This window comes from Bradyrhizobium stylosanthis (assembly GCF_001641335.1).
Classification (GTDB): Bacteria; Pseudomonadota; Alphaproteobacteria; order Rhizobiales; family Xanthobacteraceae; genus Bradyrhizobium; species Bradyrhizobium stylosanthis.
Map to the genome: position 1 here is coordinate 644708 of NZ_LVEM01000005.1, position 22661 is coordinate 667368.

The 22661-nt window shown below is 61.0% G+C and carries 23 protein-coding genes and 1 pseudogene; 14 read left to right on the forward strand and 10 right to left on the reverse strand.

Going from position 1 to position 22661, the window contains the following annotated elements; genetic code table 11:
• Nucleotides 1-20 precede the first annotated feature (20 nt).
• The 7 genes from A7X65_RS34360 (at nucleotide 21) to A7X65_RS34390 (ending at nucleotide 6694) form a co-directional block, all read left to right on the forward strand.
• The gene (locus A7X65_RS34360) at nucleotides 21-1595 is read left to right on the forward strand and encodes an aldehyde dehydrogenase family protein (RefSeq protein ID WP_082885170.1); all 1575 of its coding nucleotides are present in this window, start codon (nucleotides 21-23) and stop codon (nucleotides 1593-1595) included.
• Between the two features lie 66 nt (nucleotides 1596-1661).
• Entirely contained in the window at nucleotides 1662-3356 is a 1695-nt protein-coding gene (locus A7X65_RS34365; protein ID WP_063693884.1) for an FAD-dependent oxidoreductase, read from the forward strand.
• 68 nt (nucleotides 3357-3424) lie between these two features.
• Nucleotides 3425-3910 (forward strand): DUF1931 family protein, encoded by a 486-nt coding sequence (locus A7X65_RS34370; protein WP_156528359.1) that lies wholly within the window; start codon nucleotides 3425-3427, stop codon nucleotides 3908-3910.
• A gap of 70 nt (nucleotides 3911-3980) precedes the next feature.
• The gene (locus A7X65_RS34375) at nucleotides 3981-4832 is read left to right on the forward strand and encodes an aldo/keto reductase (RefSeq protein ID WP_063693751.1); all 852 of its coding nucleotides are present in this window, start codon (nucleotides 3981-3983) and stop codon (nucleotides 4830-4832) included.
• Nucleotides 4833-4850: 18 nt separating this feature from the next.
• Entirely contained in the window at nucleotides 4851-5312 is a 462-nt protein-coding gene (gene trxC, locus A7X65_RS34380) for a thioredoxin TrxC (RefSeq protein ID WP_063693753.1), read from the forward strand.
• A gap of 20 nt (nucleotides 5313-5332) precedes the next feature.
• On the forward strand, nucleotides 5333-5551 hold the full coding sequence (locus tag A7X65_RS34385; RefSeq protein WP_063693755.1) for a hypothetical protein: 219 nt from the start codon (nucleotides 5333-5335) through the stop codon (nucleotides 5549-5551).
• A gap of 87 nt (nucleotides 5552-5638) precedes the next feature.
• Nucleotides 5639-6694 carry an SDR family oxidoreductase gene (locus tag A7X65_RS34390; protein WP_063693757.1) on the forward strand — a complete coding sequence of 352 codons (1056 nt, stop codon included), beginning with the start codon at nucleotides 5639-5641 and terminating at the stop codon, nucleotides 6692-6694.
• 75 nt (nucleotides 6695-6769) lie between these two features.
• Here the strand turns inward: A7X65_RS34390 and A7X65_RS34395 are convergent, their stop codons facing one another.
• From A7X65_RS34395 to A7X65_RS34405, 3 genes are read right to left on the reverse strand one after another with little or no spacing between them, the layout of a single operon-like run.
• Nucleotides 6770-9004: a xanthine dehydrogenase family protein molybdopterin-binding subunit gene (locus A7X65_RS34395; protein WP_063693886.1), complete on the reverse strand. Its 2235-nt coding sequence runs from the start codon at nucleotides 9002-9004 to the stop codon at nucleotides 6770-6772.
• Nucleotides 9005-9012: 8 nt separating this feature from the next.
• A complete protein-coding gene (locus A7X65_RS34400; protein ID WP_063693759.1) occupies nucleotides 9013-10029 on the reverse strand; it encodes an FAD binding domain-containing protein in 1017 nt (338 codons plus the stop codon).
• Entirely contained in the window at nucleotides 10026-10625 is a 600-nt protein-coding gene (locus A7X65_RS34405) for a (2Fe-2S)-binding protein (RefSeq protein ID WP_081369174.1), read from the reverse strand. Before A7X65_RS34405 ends, A7X65_RS34400 begins: the two co-directional genes overlap by 4 nt.
• 594 nt (nucleotides 10626-11219) lie before the next feature.
• Between A7X65_RS34405 and A7X65_RS34410 the strand changes: the two genes are divergently transcribed.
• The 7 genes and pseudogenes from A7X65_RS34410 to A7X65_RS43400 form a co-directional block, all read left to right on the forward strand.
• The gene (locus A7X65_RS34410; RefSeq protein WP_063693888.1) at nucleotides 11220-11738 is read left to right on the forward strand and encodes a Dps family protein; all 519 of its coding nucleotides are present in this window, start codon (nucleotides 11220-11222) and stop codon (nucleotides 11736-11738) included.
• A 52-nt stretch (nucleotides 11739-11790) separates the two neighbouring features.
• Nucleotides 11791-12255 carry a host attachment protein gene (locus A7X65_RS34415; protein WP_063693761.1) on the forward strand — a complete coding sequence of 155 codons (465 nt, stop codon included), beginning with the start codon at nucleotides 11791-11793 and terminating at the stop codon, nucleotides 12253-12255.
• Nucleotides 12256-12468: 213 nt separating this feature from the next.
• A complete protein-coding gene (locus tag A7X65_RS43935) occupies nucleotides 12469-12834 on the forward strand; it encodes a BLUF domain-containing protein (protein ID WP_082885157.1) in 366 nt (121 codons plus the stop codon).
• Nucleotides 12835-13183: 349 nt separating this feature from the next.
• On the forward strand, nucleotides 13184-13375 hold the full coding sequence (locus tag A7X65_RS34425; protein ID WP_063693765.1) for a hypothetical protein: 192 nt from the start codon (nucleotides 13184-13186) through the stop codon (nucleotides 13373-13375).
• 340 nt (nucleotides 13376-13715) lie between these two features.
• Nucleotides 13716-15227 carry a PAS domain S-box protein gene (locus tag A7X65_RS34430; RefSeq protein WP_063693766.1) on the forward strand — a complete coding sequence of 504 codons (1512 nt, stop codon included), beginning with the start codon at nucleotides 13716-13718 and terminating at the stop codon, nucleotides 15225-15227.
• Between the two features lie 17 nt (nucleotides 15228-15244).
• Complete coding sequence (locus A7X65_RS34435) at nucleotides 15245-15637, forward strand: response regulator (RefSeq protein ID WP_063693769.1); 393 nt, start codon at nucleotides 15245-15247, stop codon at nucleotides 15635-15637.
• Between the two features lie 31 nt (nucleotides 15638-15668).
• A pseudogene (locus tag A7X65_RS43400) lies at nucleotides 15669-15776 on the forward strand (universal stress protein); the annotation flags it as partial.
• Here A7X65_RS43400 and A7X65_RS34440 read toward each other — a convergent pair.
• From A7X65_RS34440 to dnaK, 7 genes are all read right to left on the reverse strand, one after another.
• A complete protein-coding gene (locus tag A7X65_RS34440; protein ID WP_063693772.1) occupies nucleotides 15763-16116 on the reverse strand; it encodes a hypothetical protein in 354 nt (117 codons plus the stop codon). The pseudogene A7X65_RS43400 and the gene A7X65_RS34440 sit on opposite strands and share 14 nt — an antisense overlap.
• A gap of 567 nt (nucleotides 16117-16683) precedes the next feature.
• Nucleotides 16684-17895, reverse strand: coding sequence for an alkene reductase (locus A7X65_RS34445; RefSeq protein WP_063693774.1), 1212 nt, complete (start codon nucleotides 17893-17895; stop codon nucleotides 16684-16686).
• Nucleotides 17896-18094: 199 nt separating this feature from the next.
• Nucleotides 18095-18826, reverse strand: coding sequence for a DUF6894 family protein (locus A7X65_RS34450; RefSeq protein ID WP_063693776.1), 732 nt, complete (start codon nucleotides 18824-18826; stop codon nucleotides 18095-18097).
• Between the two features lie 72 nt (nucleotides 18827-18898).
• A complete protein-coding gene (locus A7X65_RS34455; protein ID WP_063693778.1) occupies nucleotides 18899-19177 on the reverse strand; it encodes a chaperone modulator CbpM in 279 nt (92 codons plus the stop codon).
• 2 nt (nucleotides 19178-19179) lie between these two features.
• Nucleotides 19180-20091 carry a DnaJ C-terminal domain-containing protein gene (locus A7X65_RS34460; protein ID WP_063693780.1) on the reverse strand — a complete coding sequence of 304 codons (912 nt, stop codon included), beginning with the start codon at nucleotides 20089-20091 and terminating at the stop codon, nucleotides 19180-19182.
• 45 nt (nucleotides 20092-20136) lie between these two features.
• On the reverse strand, nucleotides 20137-20679 hold the full coding sequence (locus tag A7X65_RS34465) for a nucleotide exchange factor GrpE (RefSeq protein WP_167358324.1): 543 nt from the start codon (nucleotides 20677-20679) through the stop codon (nucleotides 20137-20139).
• Between the two features lie 41 nt (nucleotides 20680-20720).
• The gene (gene dnaK, locus A7X65_RS34470; protein WP_063693785.1) at nucleotides 20721-22634 is read right to left on the reverse strand and encodes a molecular chaperone DnaK; all 1914 of its coding nucleotides are present in this window, start codon (nucleotides 22632-22634) and stop codon (nucleotides 20721-20723) included.
• Nucleotides 22635-22661: the final 27 nt, after the last annotated feature.

Below are 22661 nucleotides of genomic sequence, written 5' to 3' on the forward strand. Positions count from 1 at the left end.
CAACCTGCTGGGAGATGGACATGGTCGCGCGCAGTGCCAGCCGTAGTTCCGACCGCCACGAAGCCAGAGTAGCGGATGGCAGCAAGGTTCAAACGAGAGACCCGCAGCCTTATGATCGGTTCGAGCTGCTACCGATTGCCGGAAGCTGGCGCCATGGTCAGGCAGATCACAGACTGGTCGACACGAATCCGTTTACCGGCGATGTCCTCCTCGAAATCAAGCAGGCCGATCGTCGCGATCTTGATGCCGCGTTTGCAGCGGCTGCCAAGGCTCAGGTGGAGTGGGCCGTCTCAGCTCCAGGGGTGCGGGCGCAGGTATTCCGCCGCGCGGCAGGCGTGATGGAAGCGCGCCGTGGTGAAATCGTCGATTGGCTGATCAAGGAATCCGGCAGCACGCGACTGAAGGCGAACCTTGAGTGGGAAGTGACTCATACGGTCATGCTGTGGGCGAGTTCGGTGCCGCATGCGGTCGAAAGCCGCTACATTCCGTCCGACATTCCCGGCAAGGAAAATCAGGTGCGGCGCAAGCCGGTCGGAGTGGTCGGGGCGATCAGTCCTTGGAACTGGCCGCTCCATCTGAGCAATCGCACCATCGCGCCGGCGCTCGCGGTAGGAAATGCCGTTGTGGTGAAACCTTCAAGTGATACGCCGGTCACGGGCGGATTGTTGTTGGCGAAAATCCTCGAGGAGGCCGGTTTGCCGGCGGGGCTCCTCAGCGTCATCGTCGGGGCCGGCAGCGATATCGGCGACGCTTTCGTCAGTCATCCTGTTCCACGAGTCATTTCGTTTACGGGTTCGACGCCGGTCGGCCGCAGGATCGCGGAACTTGCGGCAAAGGCGCCGATCATCAAGCGCATCGATCTGGAACTCGGCGGCAATGCTCCCTTCGTTGTGCTCGCGGACGCCGATCTGGATCAGGCCGTCGAGGCCGCAACATTCGGCAAGTTTCTTCATCAGGGCCAGATCTGCATCGCTATAAATCGCCTCATTGTCGAGGAGCCCGTCTATCACTCGTTCGTTGAACGCTTCACGGAGCGGGTAGCGAGATTGAAAACCGGCGACCCCCGCGATGGCGATACCATGATTGGTCCGATCATCAACAACTCGCAGCTTCAGAAGCTGATGGCACGCGTTCACCGCGCCCGCGACGACGGCTGTAAACAGGTGCTCGGAGCCGAGCCGGACGGTCTCGTTTTGCCACCGCATGTCTTCGTGAACGTCACGAACCAGATGGAACTTGCAGCAGAAGAAATATTCGGACCTCTGGCGCCGATCCTCCGGGTAGGCAGTGCCGAAGAAGCCCTGGCTGTGGCCAATGAGACGAGTTTTGGACTGAGCGGCGCCGTATTCACGCGCGACCTGCATCGGGGCGTGCACTTTGCCGAGCGAATGCAGGTGGGCATGGCTCATGTCAATGATCAATCGGTCATCGACTTGCCGACCTGCCCGTTTGGCGGCGAGAAGAATTCCGGCATTGGCCGATTCAATGGCTCTTGGGCGATCGAGGCCTTCACGACGGACCAGTGGTTGACCGCACAGCACGCGCCGCGAGGCTATCCTTGGAGCGCTTCCGCTGTGCAGGGGCCATGGTCCTGAAAGGCGCATAGAATGGACGATCTATCCAACACGGTTGTCGCTGGTCTCCAGACGGGCAGTAACGGCATGCTTGAGTCCCGCCGGGAGCACATGTTTCCCAAGTTCGGGCCGGACGAGATCGACCGCATGCGCAGGTTCGGCGAGATCAAGCACTATGCCGTCGATCAATATCTATTTCGGACGGGCGAGATTCCACCGGGCATGTTCGTCATCGTTGCCGGTCGGGTATCCATCGAGGCTCGCGATCGACTTGGCCGCGCGGGGAAAATCGTCGAAATGGGTGCAGGCGAATTTGTCGCCGAAGTCGCGCAACTCTCCGGCGGACCCGCCTTGGTCGATGCGCGCGCAGCCGAGCCCGTTGAAACGCTGTTGCTTCCGCCAGCCAAACTTCGCGCCCTGCTGATCGCCGACGTTCAACTCGGCGAGCGCATCATGCGCGCCCTGGTCTTGCGACGGGTGTTCCTCATCGAGGCGGGCGCCGGCGGCCCTTGTCTCGTCGGGCACGATGGCCATCCCGGCATGGTGCGTCTGCTCGAGTTCTTGGCACGCAACGCCTATCCGCACCAAATGCTCGACCCCGCAAAGGATCCGGATGCGCAAGCATTTTTGGAGCATTATCCTTGCAAACCGGAAGAATTGCCGCTGGTGGTCTGTCCGAACGGGGCGATCCTGAAAAATCCGAGTGAAACTGAGTTGGGGCGGGTCCTGGGGATGGTCCCTCCGGATCTCGAAGGGCGCCGATACGACGTGGCAATTGTCGGTGCCGGCCCGGGCGGACTTGCGGCGGCCGTGTATGCGGCCTCCGAGGGATTGTCGGTCGGCGTCTTCGACGCACGGGCGTTCGGGGGGCAAGCTGGTGCCAGCAGCTGCATCGAGAACTATCTGGGATTTCCGACGGGTATTTCAGGCCAGGCGCTGGCAGGGCGGGCCTATGTGCAGGCACAGAAGTTCGGCGTGGAGATGGTCATCCCCGAGGCGGTCACGAACCTTCGTTGTGAGCACCATCCCTTCGTGATCGAGCTTTCGGACGGCCTTAGCGTCACCGCGCTGAGTGTCGTGATCGCGAGTGGTGCGCGATATCGCAGGCCGAACATACCAAATTTGGAGCATTTCGAGGGGCGGGGAGTTTGGTATTGGGCTTCCCCGATCGAGGCTCGCCTATGCCGAAACGAGGAGGTGGTGCTGGTCGGCGGAGGCAACTCCGCAGGGCAGGCGGCGGTGTTTCTCAGCCGCTATGCCAAGAAGGTATGGATGCTTGTGCGGGGATCTAGCCTCTCGGAGAGTATGTCGCAATATCTGATAGACAGGATCGCAGCGACAGCGAATATCGAGTTGCTCACCTGCACGGAGATCGTAAGGTTGTCGGGTAACGAGCAGGGCCAACTCGAACGCGTCCGCTGGCGCACCGGGACCAGCGCGGAAGTTGAGAAAACGATCCGCAACGTCTTCATGTTCATCGGTGCGGAGCCGGCAACAGAGTGGCTGAGCGGTTGCAACGTCAGCCGCGACAGCAAGGGGTTTGTGCGAACAGGCACGAACATCCCTCCTGACGACCTCCTATCGGTCGACGGCGCCAGCGTGCCATCGCTCGAGTCGAACGTGGCTGGTGTGTTTGCAGTGGGTGATGTGCGTTTCGGATCCGTCAAGCGCGTTGGCGCGGCGATCGGCGAGGGAGCAACGGTCGTGCAGCAGATCCACGCGTTTCTCGAGACGGCGCGGACCAGCCAAAGCGGAGAGCCGGTGCAGGCCGCCGCAGCATGAGACGAAAGATCTCTGAGCATATGACGCCTGTCAATGCGACTGGCGGCGGAAAATGGCAAACGTGACCGATGATCGCGCAACTTCCTCCCGACAAGATGCCGCCGCCGCGCCCAGAGGGCGTGCGGAAGCTCCAGCGATTATTTCGCGAGGCGGCTGGTCTCGACTTCGACAAGGCTGACCTCAAGCGCTACGAGGAGTTCATCGATCATAGGATTTATCGGTTGTTACTGCGCGCCGAGGCCGACGCCAAAGCTGGCGGCGACGTCCTGATCGAGCCCTGGAATCTTCCGATCACCGCCGGGCTCCAGGAATGCATCGAGCAATTCAGGAAAATGGACGAAACGATAGAGCGGGCGCCGATTCTCGACCGTCTCGCTCACAGGCCGCCGCTGCAATTCAGCTATAGCGACGAGACCGAAGCAATGCTGCCGGACCTTGCCGGGGGACTTGGCGTCGCGCTTGCACGCGCATTGAAAATCATCGAGCCGGACTTGAAAAATCCGCAGACGAAGCAGTGGGAACTCGCCTCGCGGCTCTTCGAGATGTTGCTTTAGCCTGCCGCACCAGATCCTGCCGGAGTTCGCACATTTGCATCAAAGTGTGGAGGACCAGGGAGCGCCCCCTATGACTGTGATAGAGACCACTCGGACAATCGTGCTTCCTTCAGGTGAATATATTCCGAAGCTCGGCCAAGGGACTTGGCACATGGCCGAGAATCCGCTGATTCGAACGAAGGAGGTCAACGCGCTACGTCTCGGCATCGATCTCGGCATGAGTTTGATCGATACGGCCGAGATGTATGCCGACGGTGGCGCCGAGCGTGTCGTCGGCGAGGCGATCAAGGGGCGGCGTGACGAGATTTTCCTGGTGAGCAAGGTGCTCCCTCACAACGCCACGCGGCACGGCACGATAGCAGCCTGCAACCGAAGCCTGGCTCGGCTTGGGGTGGATGTGATCGACCTCTATCTGCTGCATTGGCGGGGGTCGGTTCCGCTGGAAGAGACAGTCGATGCCTTCGAAACCTTGGTGGGCGCGGGTAAGATCCGGTACTGGGGCGTCAGTAATTTCGACGTCGCCGACATGCAGGAACTCCTCGACTTGCCCAATGGTGCAAATGTCGCGACCGATCAGGTGCTCTACAACCTCGCGCGCCGCGGTATCGAGTTCGATCTCCTGCCTTCGTGCCAGCGCAGCGGCCTGCCGATCATGGCCTATTCGCCGATCGAGCAGGGGCGTGTGTTGCATCACGTCACGCTCAAGTCGATTGCAACACGTCTCGGCGCGACACCGGCACAAGTGGCGCTGGCCTGGGTGCTGCGCCAGGATGGCGTATGTGCGATCCCGCAGTCGGGCAAGCCCGAGCATGTGCGCGAGAACCGTGGTGCGCTCGACGTTCGGCTGACGTCTCGGGATCTGGCCGAACTCGATGAAAGCTTTCCGCCGCCGGATCGCAAGCAACCTCTGGCGTCGCACTAATTCGGGAGACATTGAGCCATGAGCAAAGAGGGCCGCCATATCGTTTGCCCGCATTGCACGAGCACGAACCGTATCCCGGATGGGAGGGATGCCCGCAAAGCGAAATGCGGACACTGTCGACAGCAGCTCTTTAACGGACATCCGACGCCGGTTTCCGCCCGCAGCTTCGACACGCACATCCAGCGCAACGATATTCCGGTTGTGGTCGATTTTTGGGCGGCATGGTGCGGGCCTTGCAAAGCGATGGCGCCGGTTTTCGAGCGCGCCGCCGCCGAGTTCGAACCCGAGCTTCGCTTCCTGAAGGTCGATACCGAGGCCGAAGCGGAGCTGTCGGCCCGCTACAATATTCGAAGCATTCCGACCCTGATACTGTTCCACAGGGGCAACGTCGTCGCTCAACGCCCCGGCGCCGTGGGCGTCGAGGCCTTGCGCGCCTGGTTGCGCCAGCATGCGCCGTCAGCCGCGCCCGCAGCGTCATGAATTGCGGAACAGTGTCTGCCATGCAGGCTCATGAAACAATGACTTTAATTGAGGCTTACGATGCGATGCGGATCTTCGTGGAGATCGTCTGGCGGCGCATGGACAGACCTCAGGAGCAAGTCGCATTTTTGCTCGCCGGTTTAAAATGGGCCGATGGCTCCCCGGTCGATCCAGCGATGTGGGAGAACTGGCTGGCGGCGGCGCAGAGCGTGAAGGAAGGAGCAGCGAGCCCATCTTAGATATGTGTCCGCGGTCTGCGTCGCGCTGACCGCGGCCTCGCGTTGAGCCTCGCCCGCGCCGGCAGCAGTCACAGAAAGGAATTTCGAGTGAGCTCGAAGAATGTGGTTCTCGTCGCCGGTGTACACGGCGTGTCCGGCAGGGCGGCGGCAACCGCGTGGGCCAATACACGGGGGGCCAAGGTTTACGGCCTCTCCCGCCGCAACGCCGACCTTCCCGAAGGTGTCGAGGGCCTGACGGTCGACCTGCTTGACCGGCAGGATGTCGTGCGCAAGCTCGGCGAGCTCAACGGCGTGACGCATCTCGTCTTCGCGGCCTATATCGAGAAAGCGAGTGCCTCCGAGCGGTCCAGAGTGAACGTGGCGATTTTGAAGAACCTCGTCGAGGTGGTCGAAATGGCGTCGCCAGCTCTGAGCCACTTGACCTTCTATCAGGGTGGCAAGGCGTATGGCTCCGACCTCGGGCCGTTCAAGACGCCAGCCCGCGAGGACGATCCGCGCCTGATGTCGCCGAACTTCTACTATGATCAGGAGGATTTCCTCCGGCGCCAGCAGGTCGGAAAGTCATGGCATTGGACGGCTCTGCGCCCCGAGGCGATCATCGGTTACGCCACCGGCAACCCAATGAACCTGGGTGTGGCGATAGCCGTCTATGCGACAATTTCCAAGGAGCTTGGGATTCCACTGCGCTTCCCCGGCTCGGGCAAGGCCCATCGCGCCCTCTATCAGGTCAGTTCCGCAGACCTTTTGGCAGCAGCGACCGTTTGGGCCGGTGTCACTCCGGCTGCGCGCGACGAAATCTTCAATATTACGAACGGCGACCAATTCCGTTGGCAGTATATCTGGCCGCGCATCGCCCGCATGTTCGAAATTGAGGTCGCCGAGCCAGTCCCGATCCCACTCTCGTCCTACATGACCGACAAGGCCGACCTGTGGCGTGAGATCGCCGCGAAATATGGTCTGCTCGACACGCCCTACGAGAAGCTCGTATCGTGGAACTTCGCCGACTTCATCTTCAATAGTGGCTTCGACAATGTGTCGAGCACGATCAAGGCGCGGCAGGCGGGCTTCGCCGAGTGCATCGACAGCGAGGAAATGTTCCGCGCCTTCTTCGTTGCCCTGCGCGCCAGGAAGGTCATTCCCTAACGAGCCGATCTCGCACCCTCGGCGACAGAGACTGCCTCCATCACATCCGCTTGCGCTCCCGGACACACAAGCGCCTCACGCTACGCCAATCACCTTGTCGAGCGTGATCGGCAGGTCGCGCACTCGCTTTCCGGTCGCGTGATAGACTGCGTTGGCGATTGCTGCGGCGACCCCGACGAGGCCGATCTCGCCTAGCCCTTTCACTCCCAGCGGATTGCTGTCGTCCGGCTCGTCGACGAAGATGACCTTGATATCGTAGACGTCGGCGTTCACCGGGACATGATATTCGGCGATGTTGGCGTTCATCACACGGCCGAACCGGTGATCGATCAGCGTCTCCTCCTGGAGCGCCATCCCGATACCCCACACCACGCTGCCGAGAATCTGGCTCGCCGCGGTCTTGGTGTTGAGGATGCGGCCGGCCGCGACCGCGCTGACCACCCGCGCGACGCGAATCACCCCGAGCTGCTCGTCCACCTTGACCTCGGCAAAGGTCGCCGAATGCGTGTTGTGCGCTCGGTCCTCGTCCTGGACAGGGGACGTGGTCTTTTCCTGCGCGATGCGGTCGATGCCGCCATGCTGCATGACATCGACGATCGCGACCGCGCGCGTCGCATCCAGCCGGCTCACGAGATCGCCGCCTGCGAGCGCGACGTCGTCCGGCCCGACGTTGGCGAGCGGGGTGTTCGGCATTGTCTTGGCGATCTGCAACAGGTTCTCGCGGATGGCGGCGGCCGTCGTCGCGATGCCGTTCGACACCGAGGCCGCGATCCACGAGCCGCCTTCGACCGGTGATGGCGGCAGAGCCGAGTCGCCGAGCTTGATGCTGACGTTCTCGAGCGGGATCCCGAGCGAATCGGCCGCGACTTGCGCCATGATGGTGTAGGTGCCGGTGCCGATGTCAGAGGTCGCGCATGCGACCTCCGCATGGCCGATGGCGCTGAGCGCGATCCGCACCGTGATCGGCATCTGCGTTGCGTCCCACACGCCGGTCGCCATGCCCCAGCCCACCAGGTCGCCGTCGTCGCGCATCGAGCGCGGCGCCGGATTGCGCTTGTCCCAGCCGAAGGCCGCCGCGCCTTGGGCGTAGCACTCGCGTAGCGCCTTGCTGCTGTAGGGTCGGTCGCGGATCTGGTCGCGGTCCGAATAGCACCGCATTCGAAGGTCGAGCGGATCAATCTTGAGGGCGACCGCGAGCTCGTCCATGGCGCACTCGAGTGCATAGACGGCGGTGGCGGCACCCGGCGCGCGTTGATCGGAGGAGGTTGGGCGGTCGAGCCGCGCGAGCCGGTGCGCGTATGTCGCGTTGGCGGATTTGTAGAGCAGGGCCGACCAGCCGGTCTCCTGGCGGAAAAACGTTTCGTTTTGCGAGGTCACGGTGATCACATCATGGGTGATCGCGTCGAGCGTTCCACCGCTGTTGGCGCCAATCGCGATGCGCTGAAGCATCGCCGGCCGGTAGCCAAGCGCGTACATCTGCGGGCGGGTCAGCACCACGCGCACCGGGCGGCGCAGCGCGAGCGCAGCCTGCACCGCCAGCACAACCTCGAAATTCGGGCGCAATCCCGAGCCGAATCCGCCGCCCATGAAGGGCGACAGGACGCGCACATCTTCCGGCTTCATGCCGAACACGCCGCAGACATAGCGCTGGACGTTCTGGACGCCCTGCGTCTTATTGTACACTGTGAGCTTGCCGCCTGGCTCGTAGACCGCCGTCGCGGTAAAAAGCTCCATCGCGTTGTGGTTCTCGATCGGAACGTAATAAGTGCCTTCATGGCGCACCGCCGCAGATGCGAGCGCCTGTTCGGGCGTGCCGCGCGCGCTCGGCGGCGTGAACACGGCCTCGCTCGGATTCGTCGGCTGCGGAACCGAGATGGTTGCGTCGAGCTGCTGGAACAGGTTGGTGACGTGAGGCTCCTCGGTGTACTCCACCCGAATTCGCGACGCCGCGTCGCGCGCGACTTCCGACGTTTCGGCGACAACCAGCGCGATCGGTTGCCCGTTGAACATGACCCTGTTGTCGTAGAGCGGGCGAAACGGCGATCCTAGCGGAGCGACGTCGTCCTTGTACGCCTTGTCGTTATCGGCCATGGACGGGCGGTTCTGGTGCGTGATCACGTCGATCACGCTGGGGACGCGCTTGGCGCCGCTCGTATCGATGTGCACGATGCGCCCCTTGGCGATTGTCGATGCGACAATACTGCCGTATGCGAGGCCGGGCGCATTGAACTCGGCGGCATATTTCGCCGCGCCGGTGACTTTTTTGACGCCGTCGATCCGGGACTGGGAGGTGCCGATATAGCCTGCCATGGCGGTGCTCACGCGATCTTCTTGTGCGACTGCGACTGCGGCGTGGCGCGCGCGGCCTGGCCGAGCGCGCGCACGATGCAGCGCCGTGCCAGATCGATCTTGAAGGTGTTATACTTGTAGCCGCGGGCATCGCGCAGCAGCACGTCGGCCGCGCGGGTGAATGTCGCGGCGTTTGCCGGCTGGCCGCGGAGCACGGCTTCGGCCTTCGGATCGCGCCACGGCTTGTGCGCGATGCCGCCGAGCGCGAAGCGCCCCTCCTTGATGGTATCGCCGTCGAGATCGAGCCCGGCCGCGATGGCTACGAGGGCGAACGCATAGGAGAGCCGGTCGCGAATTTTCAGGTAGGTATGGTGGCTGGCGAACCCTTTTGGTGGCAGCTCGACCGCGGTGATGATCTCGCCGGGGTTGAGGTTGGTATCGCGCTGAGGCGCATCCCCCGGCAACCGGTGGAAGTCCGCAAACGGGACCACGCGGTCGCCGGTCGGCCCGGTGACATGCACGGTCGCGTCCAGCATCATCATCGCGACGCACATGTCGGAGGGATGCACTGCGATGCAGGCCTGGCTGGTGCCGAGGATTGCGTGGCCGCGGTTTAGCCCCTCGATCGCCGAGCAGCCGGTCCCAGGCGTCCGCTTGTTGCAGGGCGTCGCAACATCATAGAAGTAAGCACAGCGCGTGCGCTGCAGTAGGTTGCCGCCCGTCGATGCCATGTTGCGCAGCTGCTGCGACGCACCAGCCATGATCGCGCTGCTGAGGACCGGATAGCGCTCCTCGACCAGCGGGTGATAGGCAAGATCGGTGTTGGGCACGAGAGCGCCGATGCGCAGGCCGCCGCTCGGGGTGGGCTCGACCTGGCGGAGCGGCAGTCGCGTGATGTCGATCACCCGCGTCGGCTGCTCGACCTCCATCTTCATCAGGTCGATCAGGTTTGTGCCGCCGGCGACGAACCTGGCACGTGGATCGCCGTCGGTCTGGCGTACGGCGTCCGCCACATCGGTGGCCTGCACGTACTGAAAATTGATCATGATCGCCCCATCGCTTGCTGTATCGCCGCGACGATGTTCGGGTAAGCGCCGCAGCGACAGATGTTGCCGCTCATCAGTTCGCGGATCTCATCCGGGGTCTTCGCGCGGCCTTCCGCCATCAGCCCGGCCGCCGAGCAGAGTTGCCCAGGCGTGCAGTATCCGCACTGGAATGCGTCATGATCGATGAAGGCCTGCTGCAATGGGTGCAGCGTGCCGCCTGCCGCGAGGCCTTCGATCGTGGTGATGTGCCGGCCCTCAAACATGACCGCGAAGGTCAGGCACGAATTGATCCGTCGCCCATCGGATAGCACCGTGCAGGCGCCGCACTGGCCCTGATCGCAACCCTTCTTGGTCCCGGTCAGGTCGAGATGCTCGCGTAGCAGGTCGAGCAGCGTCGTTCGCGGATCGATCGTGAGGACATGCTGCGTTCCGTTGATGGTGAGGCTCACCGCGACCCGCCCGGACGCCGCTGCCACCGAGGGCGACTGAGCCGCTGCGCCCGGCGGCAACGCCATGGCAATGGGGACGACGGCACCGGCTGCGATGACGTCGCGGCGCGTGGGGTGGAACGTTGGACCGTCTTCGGGATCGGTCATCTACGACTCCAGGGAGGTGGGCGCTGCGGGGCCGTACATACTTTGCATGCCAATCCTTTGAACGATTGTGCGTTCGAGGCCATGCGCCGGTTCAGCACCCGGCACCCGAAATTCCTATCGCACCGGGCGAGGACGGCCGCCTTGATGATCGTCAACTTTATCGCCACGAATGTTCTTGCGCGCCCGATTGCGGTGCGGCTTTCGGCGCAATCGGACTCAATCGAAGATCCGCGACGACGTGATTTGCGACAAGGCAGGCGGTCGTGGTTTGCGAAATCTGATACGCGAAAGCCTGACGGAATATTGACGGCCGTCATTTGCCGCGCAGTGTCAATCTGCTTCGTTAGAAGGTACGGTTTGCGAGAGGGAGTGCGTCAATCGTCTCGGGGCTCGCCGGGCAAGTGATTACCCGACCGGCTGCCAATGCTGAGGGCGAGGGGGCTGACATGATTTGATGGGCGGCATCGCAGCCCAGCTGAAGAAATGCGTCTCCTTCCCCAATCAACGTGTGGAGCGAATAATGGCAACATCATCAGATTTGTCACAAGGTCAAGCGCGAGCGAGCCCAGCCTTGTGAAGCAGAGGGGTAGTGACATGGATATGTCGGAAGCGCGATCGCGTCGAGCCGCACCACTCCATACCCCGAGCAGTCTTGGCTCCAATGCCGTGCGGGATATTTCCGGAGCTCTGACGATGCTGCTGGCCGACATGCTGGCGCTGTATATCAAAACGAAAAACTTCCATTGGCACGTTTCGGGTCCGCATTTTCGCGATGATCACCTGATGCTGGACGATCAGGGCGCCCAGCTTCTCGCGACGACAGATTTGATAGCCGAGCGTGTCCGCAAGATTGGCGGGACGACCATCCGCTCAATTGGACACGTTTCTCGTCTTCAACGTGTGCTGGACAACGACGCAGATTATGTGACGCCGCTCGACATGCTTGCGGAACTGCGTGACGACAACATTCAACTGATTGAGCGTCTCCGACAGACGCACGAGCTATGCGACGAAAATCGCGACGTTGCCACCGCCAGCCTGATTGAGCCGTGGATCGATGAGGCAGAGGGACGCGTGTGGTTTCTGTTCGAGAGCGGCCGGCGTTCCGAATAGAGCATGAAAGTCGGTGAAAAATGCTTGAAAGCCGGGCTCTTGCGAGGCGTCCATGACAAAGAAAGAGCCGTACATCAGGTTGCCGCATCGCGCCGTTGTTTTTGTCGGAGACGGCCGCAAGGCCCTCTTCCTACTCAATGAAGGGGATGGTCTAAAACCACGCCTGAAAGTCCAACAGGCGTTTGAAGATGAGAACCCGCCGACCCATGAACAAGGGTCGGACAAGCCGGGACGAGTGCTGTCGCGCATCCAGCCGAACCGCAGTGCGATGGAACAGACCGATTGGCATGACGTCGAGAAACACAGGTTCGCCCGCACCGTCGCCGGTGCTCTGGATCGCCTTCTGAGAGAGCTGCAAACAGAGCGTCTTGTAATCGTAGCACCGCCGCGAACGCTCGCAGATCTGCGTCGATCGCTTTCTCCCGCCGTCCAAAAATCCATTGTCGGGGAGCTTGCAAAGGACTTGACCGGCCTGAGCGTTAGCGACCTCTCGCAATATTTGGTCGCTCGATCGTAGCGGTTTCAAGTTGCGGGCCGGCGTCTCCGCTGCTCCCGAACCCCAATAGTAGACGTCTTTCGCCTCTGGCGCGTCGAACAGGGGGCGCGCGAGGCGCTCGCGAAATCACCCACGTCAAATCTACTGGCCTCCTCGCTGAGCCCACTATACTCTCAGTTATCGAGCTCTCGAACTGAGAGATTGGAAATGTTTGGAACATGACTCTACGTCAGCATCAGCACGCTTGAGGAGAACGGGAATGACGAGATCGCCGGCATCCGGAGCAACGCACAATCAGGAAATCCAGAGCTCGGACTGACCGGCGTGTTGATATTCTCTGGTCGTCACTTCGCCCAGTTTCTCGAGGAACCGGATGCAGGCCTTGAGACAATGAAGGCGGCAATCTTCAGAGATCAGAGGCATAAGGGAGTTCTGACCCTGCAATCGCAATCGGCTGAACGGCGAAGGTACGGCCGGTGGGCGTTGGCCTATTCCGGCCGAGCAAGTTTTATCGACAGAGTTCTGTCTGAGGCCTTGCGGGATCACGACGGGAGAAAACTACTTAGCTACATGGATCATTTTGTAGCGGACATTCGCTGAATGGGCGTTCGTTATGGGGCGTCGGCGAAGTTGCGCTTCGTCCGGCGGAGGTCTGCTCATTGCGCCAAAGCGGACCGGATTTGCCCAACCAGAGGTATTCTCATTCTGACCGTACAGGGCTTCCCGTTCATCGGGCACAACCATACAACCGGATGAATCCCTCTCAGATTGCGCACTGGAATAAGCCGGCACAAGTGCACACGATCTAATCGGCCTTGAATTAGCAGTTGTCAGGGAAGCCACCTCCCAACCCCTATAGTTTTCCCAGATGACCCGTGGCCCGCGGCGCACATCGGTGACGAGAACGCCCAGCACGGTGTCCCCGCCCAACGCGAACTGGGAGATCGCCATGTCCAAGCGGCGTCGTTTCAAGCAAACGCAATCATTAGAAGTGCGCCTTGCGGCGAAGGCTGAGCACCTGCGCGAGAAGGCCAAGGAGGCTCCGTCGGGGACCGAGCGAGAAACCCTTCTGTGCAAAGCCCGCCAGTTCGAAGAGGGCTTGCACATGAGCGAGTGGCTGAGAACGCCCGGCCTCCAATAGCCGTGTCGATTGCGTGATCCCCGAGCCACAAATCGAGCCTTATTCTCGCCAAGCGCGCATCTGTCTTGGGATTGCCGTCGCCGGCGCCATTATTTTCCTTGCCGGTCTGCTGATGACCTTCCTATAAGGCCCCTCAGTTGGCGGCCTTGCCCAAGCGACGGCAATAGCATCAGCAAATGATGACATGACTTATCATTTCAGTTCAGTTAGGATCGGGAACCGCCCGAGATATAACTTTTCTCAGGCCGCGGTGCGGTGTTAGGTCGGTCAGGTGCGAACCGAGCATGCGAAGCAGCGAACCACGTCCACTGGCCGCGAGCTCAAACCTAACGTCCGTTCCATGCTCTCGGCGGAGGAGTTGCGGCAGCGTCCGTCGCGTCCGGCCGATTACGCGGCAGAGAACCAGGCTCTGATCGCTTTGGCGCAGGAATTAGCAAGCTCGCCGGAAACTATCTTGCAGAAGCTCGCCGATACCGCATTAGGTCTATGTCGCGCGCACTCCGCCGGGCTCAGCCTCCTGGAGGACGGGGACGGGAAGAGGCATTTTCATTGGCGCGCCATCGCCGGGCAGTGGGCTCCCCACTTGAACGGCGGCACACCGCGCAACTTTGGTCCATGCGGCACGGTCCTCGACCACGACGCCGCCATGATATGCTCACATCCTGAAGTCGATTTCCCGTATTGGGAGCCCATCAGGCCTGTTCTCGAGGAAGGACTGCTGATTCCCTTCTACATCAAGGCTGAAGCAGTCGGCACAATCTGGGTCGTCGCGCATGACATCAGTCGCCGCTTCGATGCGGAAGATTTGCGCGTGATGACCAGCTTGAGCGCCTTCGCAGCGACCGCCTATCAGACCTGGCTGAACCTCAACGCGGTGCAGCGAGTCGCCTCCATCGTCGAGTCCAGTCACGACGCAATCTTCGGCGAAGACTTAAATGGCAGGATTATCAGTTGGAACAGGGGCGCGGGGCGACTGTTCGGATACATGGCCGAGGAAGTCATCGGCAAGCCGGTCACGATTCTATTTCCGGCAGTTCCGCCAACCGATGAGTTCGCAACTCTCGAACGCATCCCATACGGCGACCGCATCGAGAATTTTGAAACGGTTCGACAAGGCAAGAATGGGGGCCGAGTCGATGTTTCGTTGACGATCTCCCCCATCATCGATCCGAACGGCAAAATCATCGGCGCGTCGAGCATTTGCCGCGACATTTCCGAGCGCAAGCGTGTCGAGATGCGCCAACAGCAATTGCTTGCGGAACTCGACCACCGCGTCAAGAACATTCTCTCTCAAGTTGCAGCTGTCGCAAAGTCATCGTACCAGGGGAGCCTTACCGCCGACGCTTTCCTTCAATCGCTCGATGGGCGCATCCAATCTATGGCAGCCGCACATACTCTGCTGAGCCAAAACGGTTGGAAGGGAGTCGGCCTTGATGTGTTGGTTCGCAACCAGCTTGCACCCTACGTGAACGGCACGAACATTATCATCGGTGCAACAGATATGATCCTGGGCCCAGCTGAAACCCAGGCCGTGGCAAGGGTGCTTCATGAGCTCGCGACCAATGCTGCGAAGTATGGGTCTCTGTCGGTGCCGAATGGCCGGGTCTCGGTCACATGGGACCGCAGGTCAAACGGCGATGCGGCGAGCTTGGAATTCGTATGGCGCGAGTTTGATGGCCCACCCGTGGTACTTGAGAAGCGGGTCGGGTATGGCACCGATCTCATCCGCAATCTGATCCTCCACGAGCTCGGGGGGGAGGTTGATCTGGTGTTCGGAACAGATGGCGTAAGCTGCAGAATTGAGTGTTCGGTCGACGGCACCAACTGCTACCGGGGACATTCTCAAAAATAGCGAACCGCGTGATACCCATGACTTCATTTGACGGTGACGGACTGCCTGAAGCAGGCACCCTCGGCCTCGGTGGCCTGTGTGTCCTCATCGTCGAAGATTCGTGGGATGTCGGCTTAAGCTTGAAGAGGCTCCTTGAGGCTTACGGGGCGGAAACGATTGGACCCGTCGCCACCGTGGCCGAAGCGCTGCGTTTGATTTCCGAGCACGCCGTCGATGCGGCGTTGGTGGACATCAATCTTCGACATGGTGAGCAGTCCTATGCCCTCATCGATCTGCTGCACGATAAAGGCATTCGCACGATTGTATTAACGGGCTACGCCGACGCCCCGCTCGCGCGGGGAAAGGTAGCGGCGATCTTGCAGAAGCCGATCGCAGACAAGCGCCTTATTGAGAGCCTGCGCCGTCTATAGCGCGCCCCCTGTATCCCAGGAGATGCCCGCAATCGTGATGGGAGGCTACACTCAGTCCAAACTGCGCGAGATCATTCTCGGCGGCGTCACTCGTGCCATGCGGAAGTCGATGACGGCTCCGGTCTTCATGTCACACTAACTAGCCCGCAGTGGTCCAACCTGAAGCCGATCATCTGAGGCGTCTTCTGATCCGGAAAGGCGATGTCAAACAGTGTGACCGCCACGTGGATCGCAATCCCAACGTCCGCCGTTCGTATAACGATACTCTCTTTCCGCCGACTATTGCCGGTCCGATCGAGGATCGTGCCATGCGCGAGCCAGTGACCAACGCTCTCGATGCGCGCTGAACGGGCTTCCGACGCGGGCAGGGGGGCATTGTCGATCGCCGGAAGCATGCCACAGGCAGCAGCGGCCAGGGTCGCGGCGCACTCGAAATCGCCGCGATCGAAATGCTCGATGGCTGCGTGGATTTGGCGCATCGAACGGTGGGCTGATTATTGTGATCTCCCCGTCTCGGTCGAATTCAAATGCAACTCACGTGGCGGCTGCAATTCGCTGTTGAGGAGGTTAAAAATATCCCGTCGCTGCATCGGATCGCTGCAAGTGACGCCTGCGCGCCTAGCATCGGTGGCTCGCTTGCGAGCCAACCCGAGCATCTTCGCGCATTCCGGACAAGGATATGACCTGAAGCTTCTGCTCATCGCTTATACTCGCGCCCTGTTTGAACTCCCGATATTGTGCTGCATGCGCAAGTTGCGACCATGATACCCATCAATGGACAGGAAGAAATCGCGGAAGGAGGATTCGCTGAAGGAATCAAAGAAGCTGAAGTTACCGGGAATCTTGAGATAGGTGCGCTTTATTCGGCCATCGCGCAGCGCCAACTCCCGCGTTGTTGACCGGGCTGGTCGTCTGCTGCGATCCGGTTCATCGGATAATTCGCGGATCGGAGTGTTTTGAGGACGGCCTCTACGGCCAGAGGAGCATTGAGGGCAAACGATCAACTACTTGCGCGCGAATATTCTCATGCGCACCGGCACTTCTGCTTATCGCCAACGCTGGTCGACGCAGGCCTTCGCCTTTTCGCCGCGGTCCTGTTCCAGCGAAGGATAGTCGGTGTAACCTTTCTCGCCGCCGCCATAGTATGTCGTCGGGTCGTCCACATTCAGTGGTGCTCCCACGCGCAGCCGTTCGGGCAGATCGGGATTGGCGATGAACTTGCGCCCAAAGGCGATCAAGTCGGCCTGGCCCTCGCGCAGCCATTGCGCGGCGCTATCGGCTTCGAAGCCCCCGGCAACGATGAGTGTTCCCTGATACTTGTTCCGGATCAATCGGGCCATGCTGAGGGCATACGGGTCCGGCTTCTGGCCATTCTGCATCTGCTCGAGCGCCGGATTGACGATGTGCAGATAGGCCAAGCCATAGCCGGAGAGCTGCTCGGCGAGGTAACCGAACGTCGATTCCGGAGTGTCATCGCTGATGTCGTTCATCTTGCCAAGAGGTGAGAGCCGGACGCCGATCCTGTCCGCGCCGAGAATGGGAATCAGGGTTTCCGTGATTTCAAGCAGAAGCCGCGCCCGATTTTGAACGGTGTCGCCGTAGGCGTCGCTGCGTCGGTTGGTGCTGCTCTCGACGAATTGATCGATCAGGTAACCGTTGGCCGCATGAATCTCGATGCCGTCGAACTCGGCGGCCACGGCATTCCTCGCAGCGCGCTCATACTGTCTGATAAGGTATGGCATCTCCTCAAAGGCCAGCGCGCGTGGACGCACAAATGGAACTAGTTCTCCCTCGCCACGCTCGTTTTCGATGAAGGCCTTTCCCGCGGGCGTGATCGCCGAAGGCGCTACGGGTAGCATGTTGTCGGGCTGCAGGGCCGGATGTGAAATGCGACCAACATGCCAAAGTTGGTTGAATATCAGTCCATCGGCCTCGTGCACGGCCTTCGTGACCTGCCGCCAGGCTTCGACCTGTTCGCGGCTATGGATACCTGGCGTCCAGGCATATCCCTGGCCCTGCATCGAGATCTGGGTGGCCTCGCTGATGATCAGGGCTGCAGACGCGCGCTGCGCATAATAGCAGGCCGCGAGTTGAGACGGCACATTGCCCGGCTGTCGCGCTCTGGAACGGGTCAGTGGCGCCATGACCACGCGATGGGGCAGGCTGAACGGCCCAAGCCGACATCCTTGGAATAGCGGGTTCGCCTTCCCATTTGAAACCCCATTGAGCGCGTGGGCGTGCGTGGTGGCTGTAACCATATTGCCTCACGTCGTAGGAGTTAGCTGGTTCAGGCCTTCGGTAAGGAAATGGCTGAAGATCTTAGGATCTCTACAGCAAATATAGCGCTGGCTCAGTCCATCGCGCTGACAATCGTCAATGCTCTGACCATGGAGAATACAGGCGCGCAGGCGACAGAGACCATCGACGTGGAGGAGACCGGCGGTGCTCGGCCTACCGTCAAGGTTTAATTGGTATGCGCGTGATCATTCGTCCCCATGCATCGGTGACGACGACAGAAAAGCCAGACCAGTCGCCAACTCGCGCCAGCTCACGAGCAATGGTCAGTCCGCGTTTCGCAACGGCGCTGGGGGAGAGGAAAACGCTACCGCATTCGTCGGGATAGTTCACACCGTTCTCGATATGAAAAAAGAAGCGGCTTCCTTCTGCGGGCGCCGTTTGCGGATCGCCGACTGGCCGTCCCTCGTTCAGGCGATCGAGATAGCGGCGCGCCGCAAACCTCAGGGGTTCCGTGATCGTGGCGATCAGGGGCTCGACATCTGGAGAAAACTGACGTCCAATTCGCTGGTGAACGCCAAGAATGACGGAATGACTCGCAGTGTCCGTGAGCCGCGTTCCTAGGATGTCCCGAACGCCGCAGCTCAGCACAAACTCATTGTACCACTCGCTCCTCCGCAAAAGGGCCCATGGGAGAGATGCGGAGAGCATGGTCCAGCGTGCATCCAGAAGTGGCGAGTATGGATCGAGCGCGGCGTAGTGCTCGACGTAGCGGGATTTGAATTCGGCACTGAGACCGCAGAAGACGGCTTCGTCGACCGTACCCGTCGTCTTGTTGGTGACGATCAGCGCCGCACCCGCCACGCCCGCCTCGTCCATCAGCCTTCGAAGCAATTGTGGCCAGGCATCCGAGTGCATCGCCGCGTCGTTAAGTGCCGAGAGAAGCGACTGCATGATCCGTGGCCTTCAAAGCGATGAGCGAGCCCGAACGCGCAAGCTTATGATAGAAGATCAATCGCAAACGCATCAATTCGTGCGTTCGGAGGTCGTGGTCCGCATCGCCTGGATGTCTCGGAGCAGGCAACGCAGCCCATATAGTTGATCCAGCAGATACAGGACCAGTGCGATACCTTCGTCGTTGACGCCCAAGTCGCCCTTGAGATCCTGGATGAGGTGCGCACGGGCGAGATCCTGCTCGGAGAACTGATGACCTGGTCGATGCGCTACCAGCCATTCCGCATCCACCCAAGCTTCAATCGTGGAGGAATCGAGGTGAGATTGATCGGCGAATTCCTGGAGCTGCATTGTCACACTCGCATTGATTGTCTTGGACTATCGGAAGGCTGCCAGCCACTCACGAACCGTTCGAGATCGGGGTCCGGCTTTTTCGGCAGAACCAGTTTCAGCGTGACGTACTGGTCCCCCCGGCCGCCATCGGCACGCGGCACGCCGCGTCCCTTGATCCGAAGAACCCGGCCCGAGCTCGACCATTTTGGCACAGAGACCGCGACGGCGCCGCTCACGGTTGGGACCTTGAGTTTCGCGCCCAGCACGCCTTCTTTCAATGAGATCGGCAGGTCCAGGTGGATGTCGTCACCTTTGCGGGCGAAGTAGGGGTGCGGCAGGACGGTGATCTCGATCAGGGCGTCACCTGGCGGACCGTCTCCGGCTCCCGGACGCCCCTTCCCCTTCAGGCGGAGAATCTGGCCGTCGCTGGTGCCGGGAGGAATGTTGACCTCGAGCGTAGACCCGTCCGGCAGAACAATGGATTGCTTGCCGCCGTTGACGGCATCGAGAAAGTTGAGCTCGAGGTGATATCGGACGTCGGCCCCGCGTCCGCGCCGGGCGGTGCGGCCGGCACGTCCAAAGATCTCGGAGAGAATGTCATCGCTGGCGGCGAAGTCACTGAAATCGGCAAAGCCGGCCCCACTGGTGTAGCCCGTCGAACCTTCCCGATCGGCGAAGTCCCGGTAATATCGCCGGGCCTGCTGCTCGGTACCTGAAGCATCGATCTCACCGCGGTCGAAACGGGCGCGCTTGTCCGGATCGTTCAGCAGATTGTAGGCGGCAGAGAGTTCCTTGAATTTGTCCTCTGCCGTCTTGTTGCCGGGATTGAGATCGGGATGCAGCTTTTTTGCAAGCCGCCGGTAGGCCTTTTGAATGTCGGCCTGCGTCGCGTCCTTCTTCACGCCCAGGGTTGCATATGGGTCTGCAGCCAACACCAGCTCCTGTTTACGCGTCGGCCCGACCGAGCGGGCCGCTGCTCATTGTTGCGGGGGTGACGGCGATTGTGATTTAGGCGGTTTGGCGACGACGACCCGGGCCGGCCGCAAGAGACGGTCGTGAAGCATGTAACCATTCTCCAGAACATCCACGACGCTCCCGGGAGACTGATCGGATCGATCGGTTTCCATCACTGCTTCGTGCTTCATCGGGTCGAATGGCCGATTGAGAGCGTCGATTTCTTCGACACCGAAGCGTTTCATTATCTGTGTCAGGATACGATCGGTGGCCACGACGCCGGCCAGCAAGCCGTTGTCGTCCTTGGCCTCCGCGTCCGGCGAGCCGGCGTCGATGGCTCGTCGCAGATTATCCGCTACCTGCAGCAGCTCGCGGGCAAAGTCGGCGATCGCATATTGCCGGGCGTCTTGGACCCGACGCTCGGCGATGCGCCTCGTGTTCTCGGCGTCGGCAAGTGCACGCATCAGGCGGTCGCGCTCGGCGCTGGTCTCGTGCGCCTGGTCGCTTTCCTTGTGCTCGCCCGCGGGAAGCTCGCCGAGCCCATCGTCCATGGTCTTGGTAGCCATGTCGTGCTCCATCTGTCACGTTCGGCCGGATTGGAAAGGCTTCAGGAGGCCTTTCGGTCGCCGGGATCGACCTCCTCGAATTCCGCGTCCACGACATCTTCGCTGCTGCCAGACGATCCACCCTGTCCGCTGCCGGAAGCACCGCCTTGGGACGCCGCGCGGCTCAAGGCTTCGCTGATCTTGGATGCCGACTGCTGCAAACGCTGGCTCGCCTGCTGGATCGCCGTCACGTCCTCGGCGTTCAGCCGTTGCTTTGCCTCGGCGATCGCCTGCTCAACCTCCTTCTTGACGTCGGCAGGGATCTTTCCTTCGGAGTCCTTAAGGGCCTTCTCGGTGCTATAGATCACCGCGTCGGCCTGGTTGCGGGCTTCAATGAGTTCCTTGCGCCGCTTGTCCTCGTCGGCATGGGCTTCGGCCTCCCTGACCATCCTCTGGATGTCTGCTTCGGTCAGGCCGCCGGACGCCTGGATCCGGATACTCTGCTCCTTACCGCTCGCCTTGTCCTTGGCCGATACGTTGACGATGCCATTGGCATCAATATCGAAGGTGACTTCGATCTGCGGCACGCCCCGCGGTGCCGGCGGGATCCCGACCAGATCGAACTGTCCGAGCATCTTGTTGTCCGCTGCCATCTCGCGCTCGCCCTGGAAGACCCGGATCGTCACCGCGGTTTGATTGTCCTCCGCTGTCGAGAACACCTGGCTCTTCTTGGTTGGAATAGTGGTATTGCGGTCGATCAGCTTCGTCATGACGCCGCCAAGGGTCTCGATGCCCAATGACAGGGGTGTCACGTCGAGTAGCAGGACGTCCTTGACGTCGCCTTGGAGAACGCCGGCCTGGATCGCGGCACCGACCGCGACCACTTCATCTGGGTTGACGCCCTTGTGAGGTTCGCGTCCGAACAGCTTCTGCACGGTCTCCTGAACCTTTGGCATCCGGGTCTGGCCGCCTACCAGCACGACTTCGTTGATGTCCGATGGCTGCAGGCCGGCGTCCTTCAATGCTGCTTTGCAGGGATCAATGGTGCGCTGGATCAGATCGTCGACGAGCGCTTCAAGCTTGGCGCGCGACAGCTTGATATTGAGATGCTTCGGTCCGGCCTGATCTGCGGTGATGAAGGGCAGATTGACGTCGGTCTGAGTGGCGCTGGAGAGTTCGATCTTGGCCTTCTCGGCCGCATCCTTGAGCCGTTGCAGGGCGAGGCGATCTTTGCGGAGGTCGATTCCGTTTTCCTTGCGAAACTCGTCCGCCAGATAGTCGATGATCCGCTTGTCGAAATCCTCTCCACCGAGGAAGGTGTCGCCATTGGTCGACTTGACCTCGAACACGCCGTCACCGACCTCCAGGATCGAGACATCGAACGTCCCGCCACCGAGGTCATAGACCACGATCTTGCCGCTGCCTGTCTTGTCGAGGCCGTAGGCCAGGGCGGCCGCAGTCGGCTCATTGATGATTCGCAGGACTTCCAGCCCGGCGATCCGGCCAGCGTCCTTGGTTGCCTGGCGCTGCGCATCGTTGAAATACGCGGGCACGGTGATGACGGCCTGTGTGACAGTGCCGCCAAGAGTTGCTTCAGCGGTTTCCTTCATTTTGGTGAGGATGAAAGCGCTGATCTGGCTCGGGCTGTACTTCTTACCCCGGACGTCGACCCAGGCGTCGCCATTGTCGCCCGGTACGATGTGATAGGGCACCATGGTCTTGTCTTTTGCCGTGATCGGGTCGTCGTAGCGCCGGCCGATCAGGCGCTTGATTGCATAGATCGTGTTCTCGGGGTTGGTGATACTTTGCCGCTTGGCCGGCTGCCCGACCAGGACTTCGCCATCATCCGTGAAGGCAACCATGGACGGCGTGGTGCGCCCGCCTTCGGCATTCTCAATGACCCTGGCTTTGCTGCCTTCCATCACAGCGACGCAAGAGTTGGTGGTGCCGAGATCGATGCCGATTGCTTTTGCCATGATCAGGTTCCTTCAGGTTTGAATCCT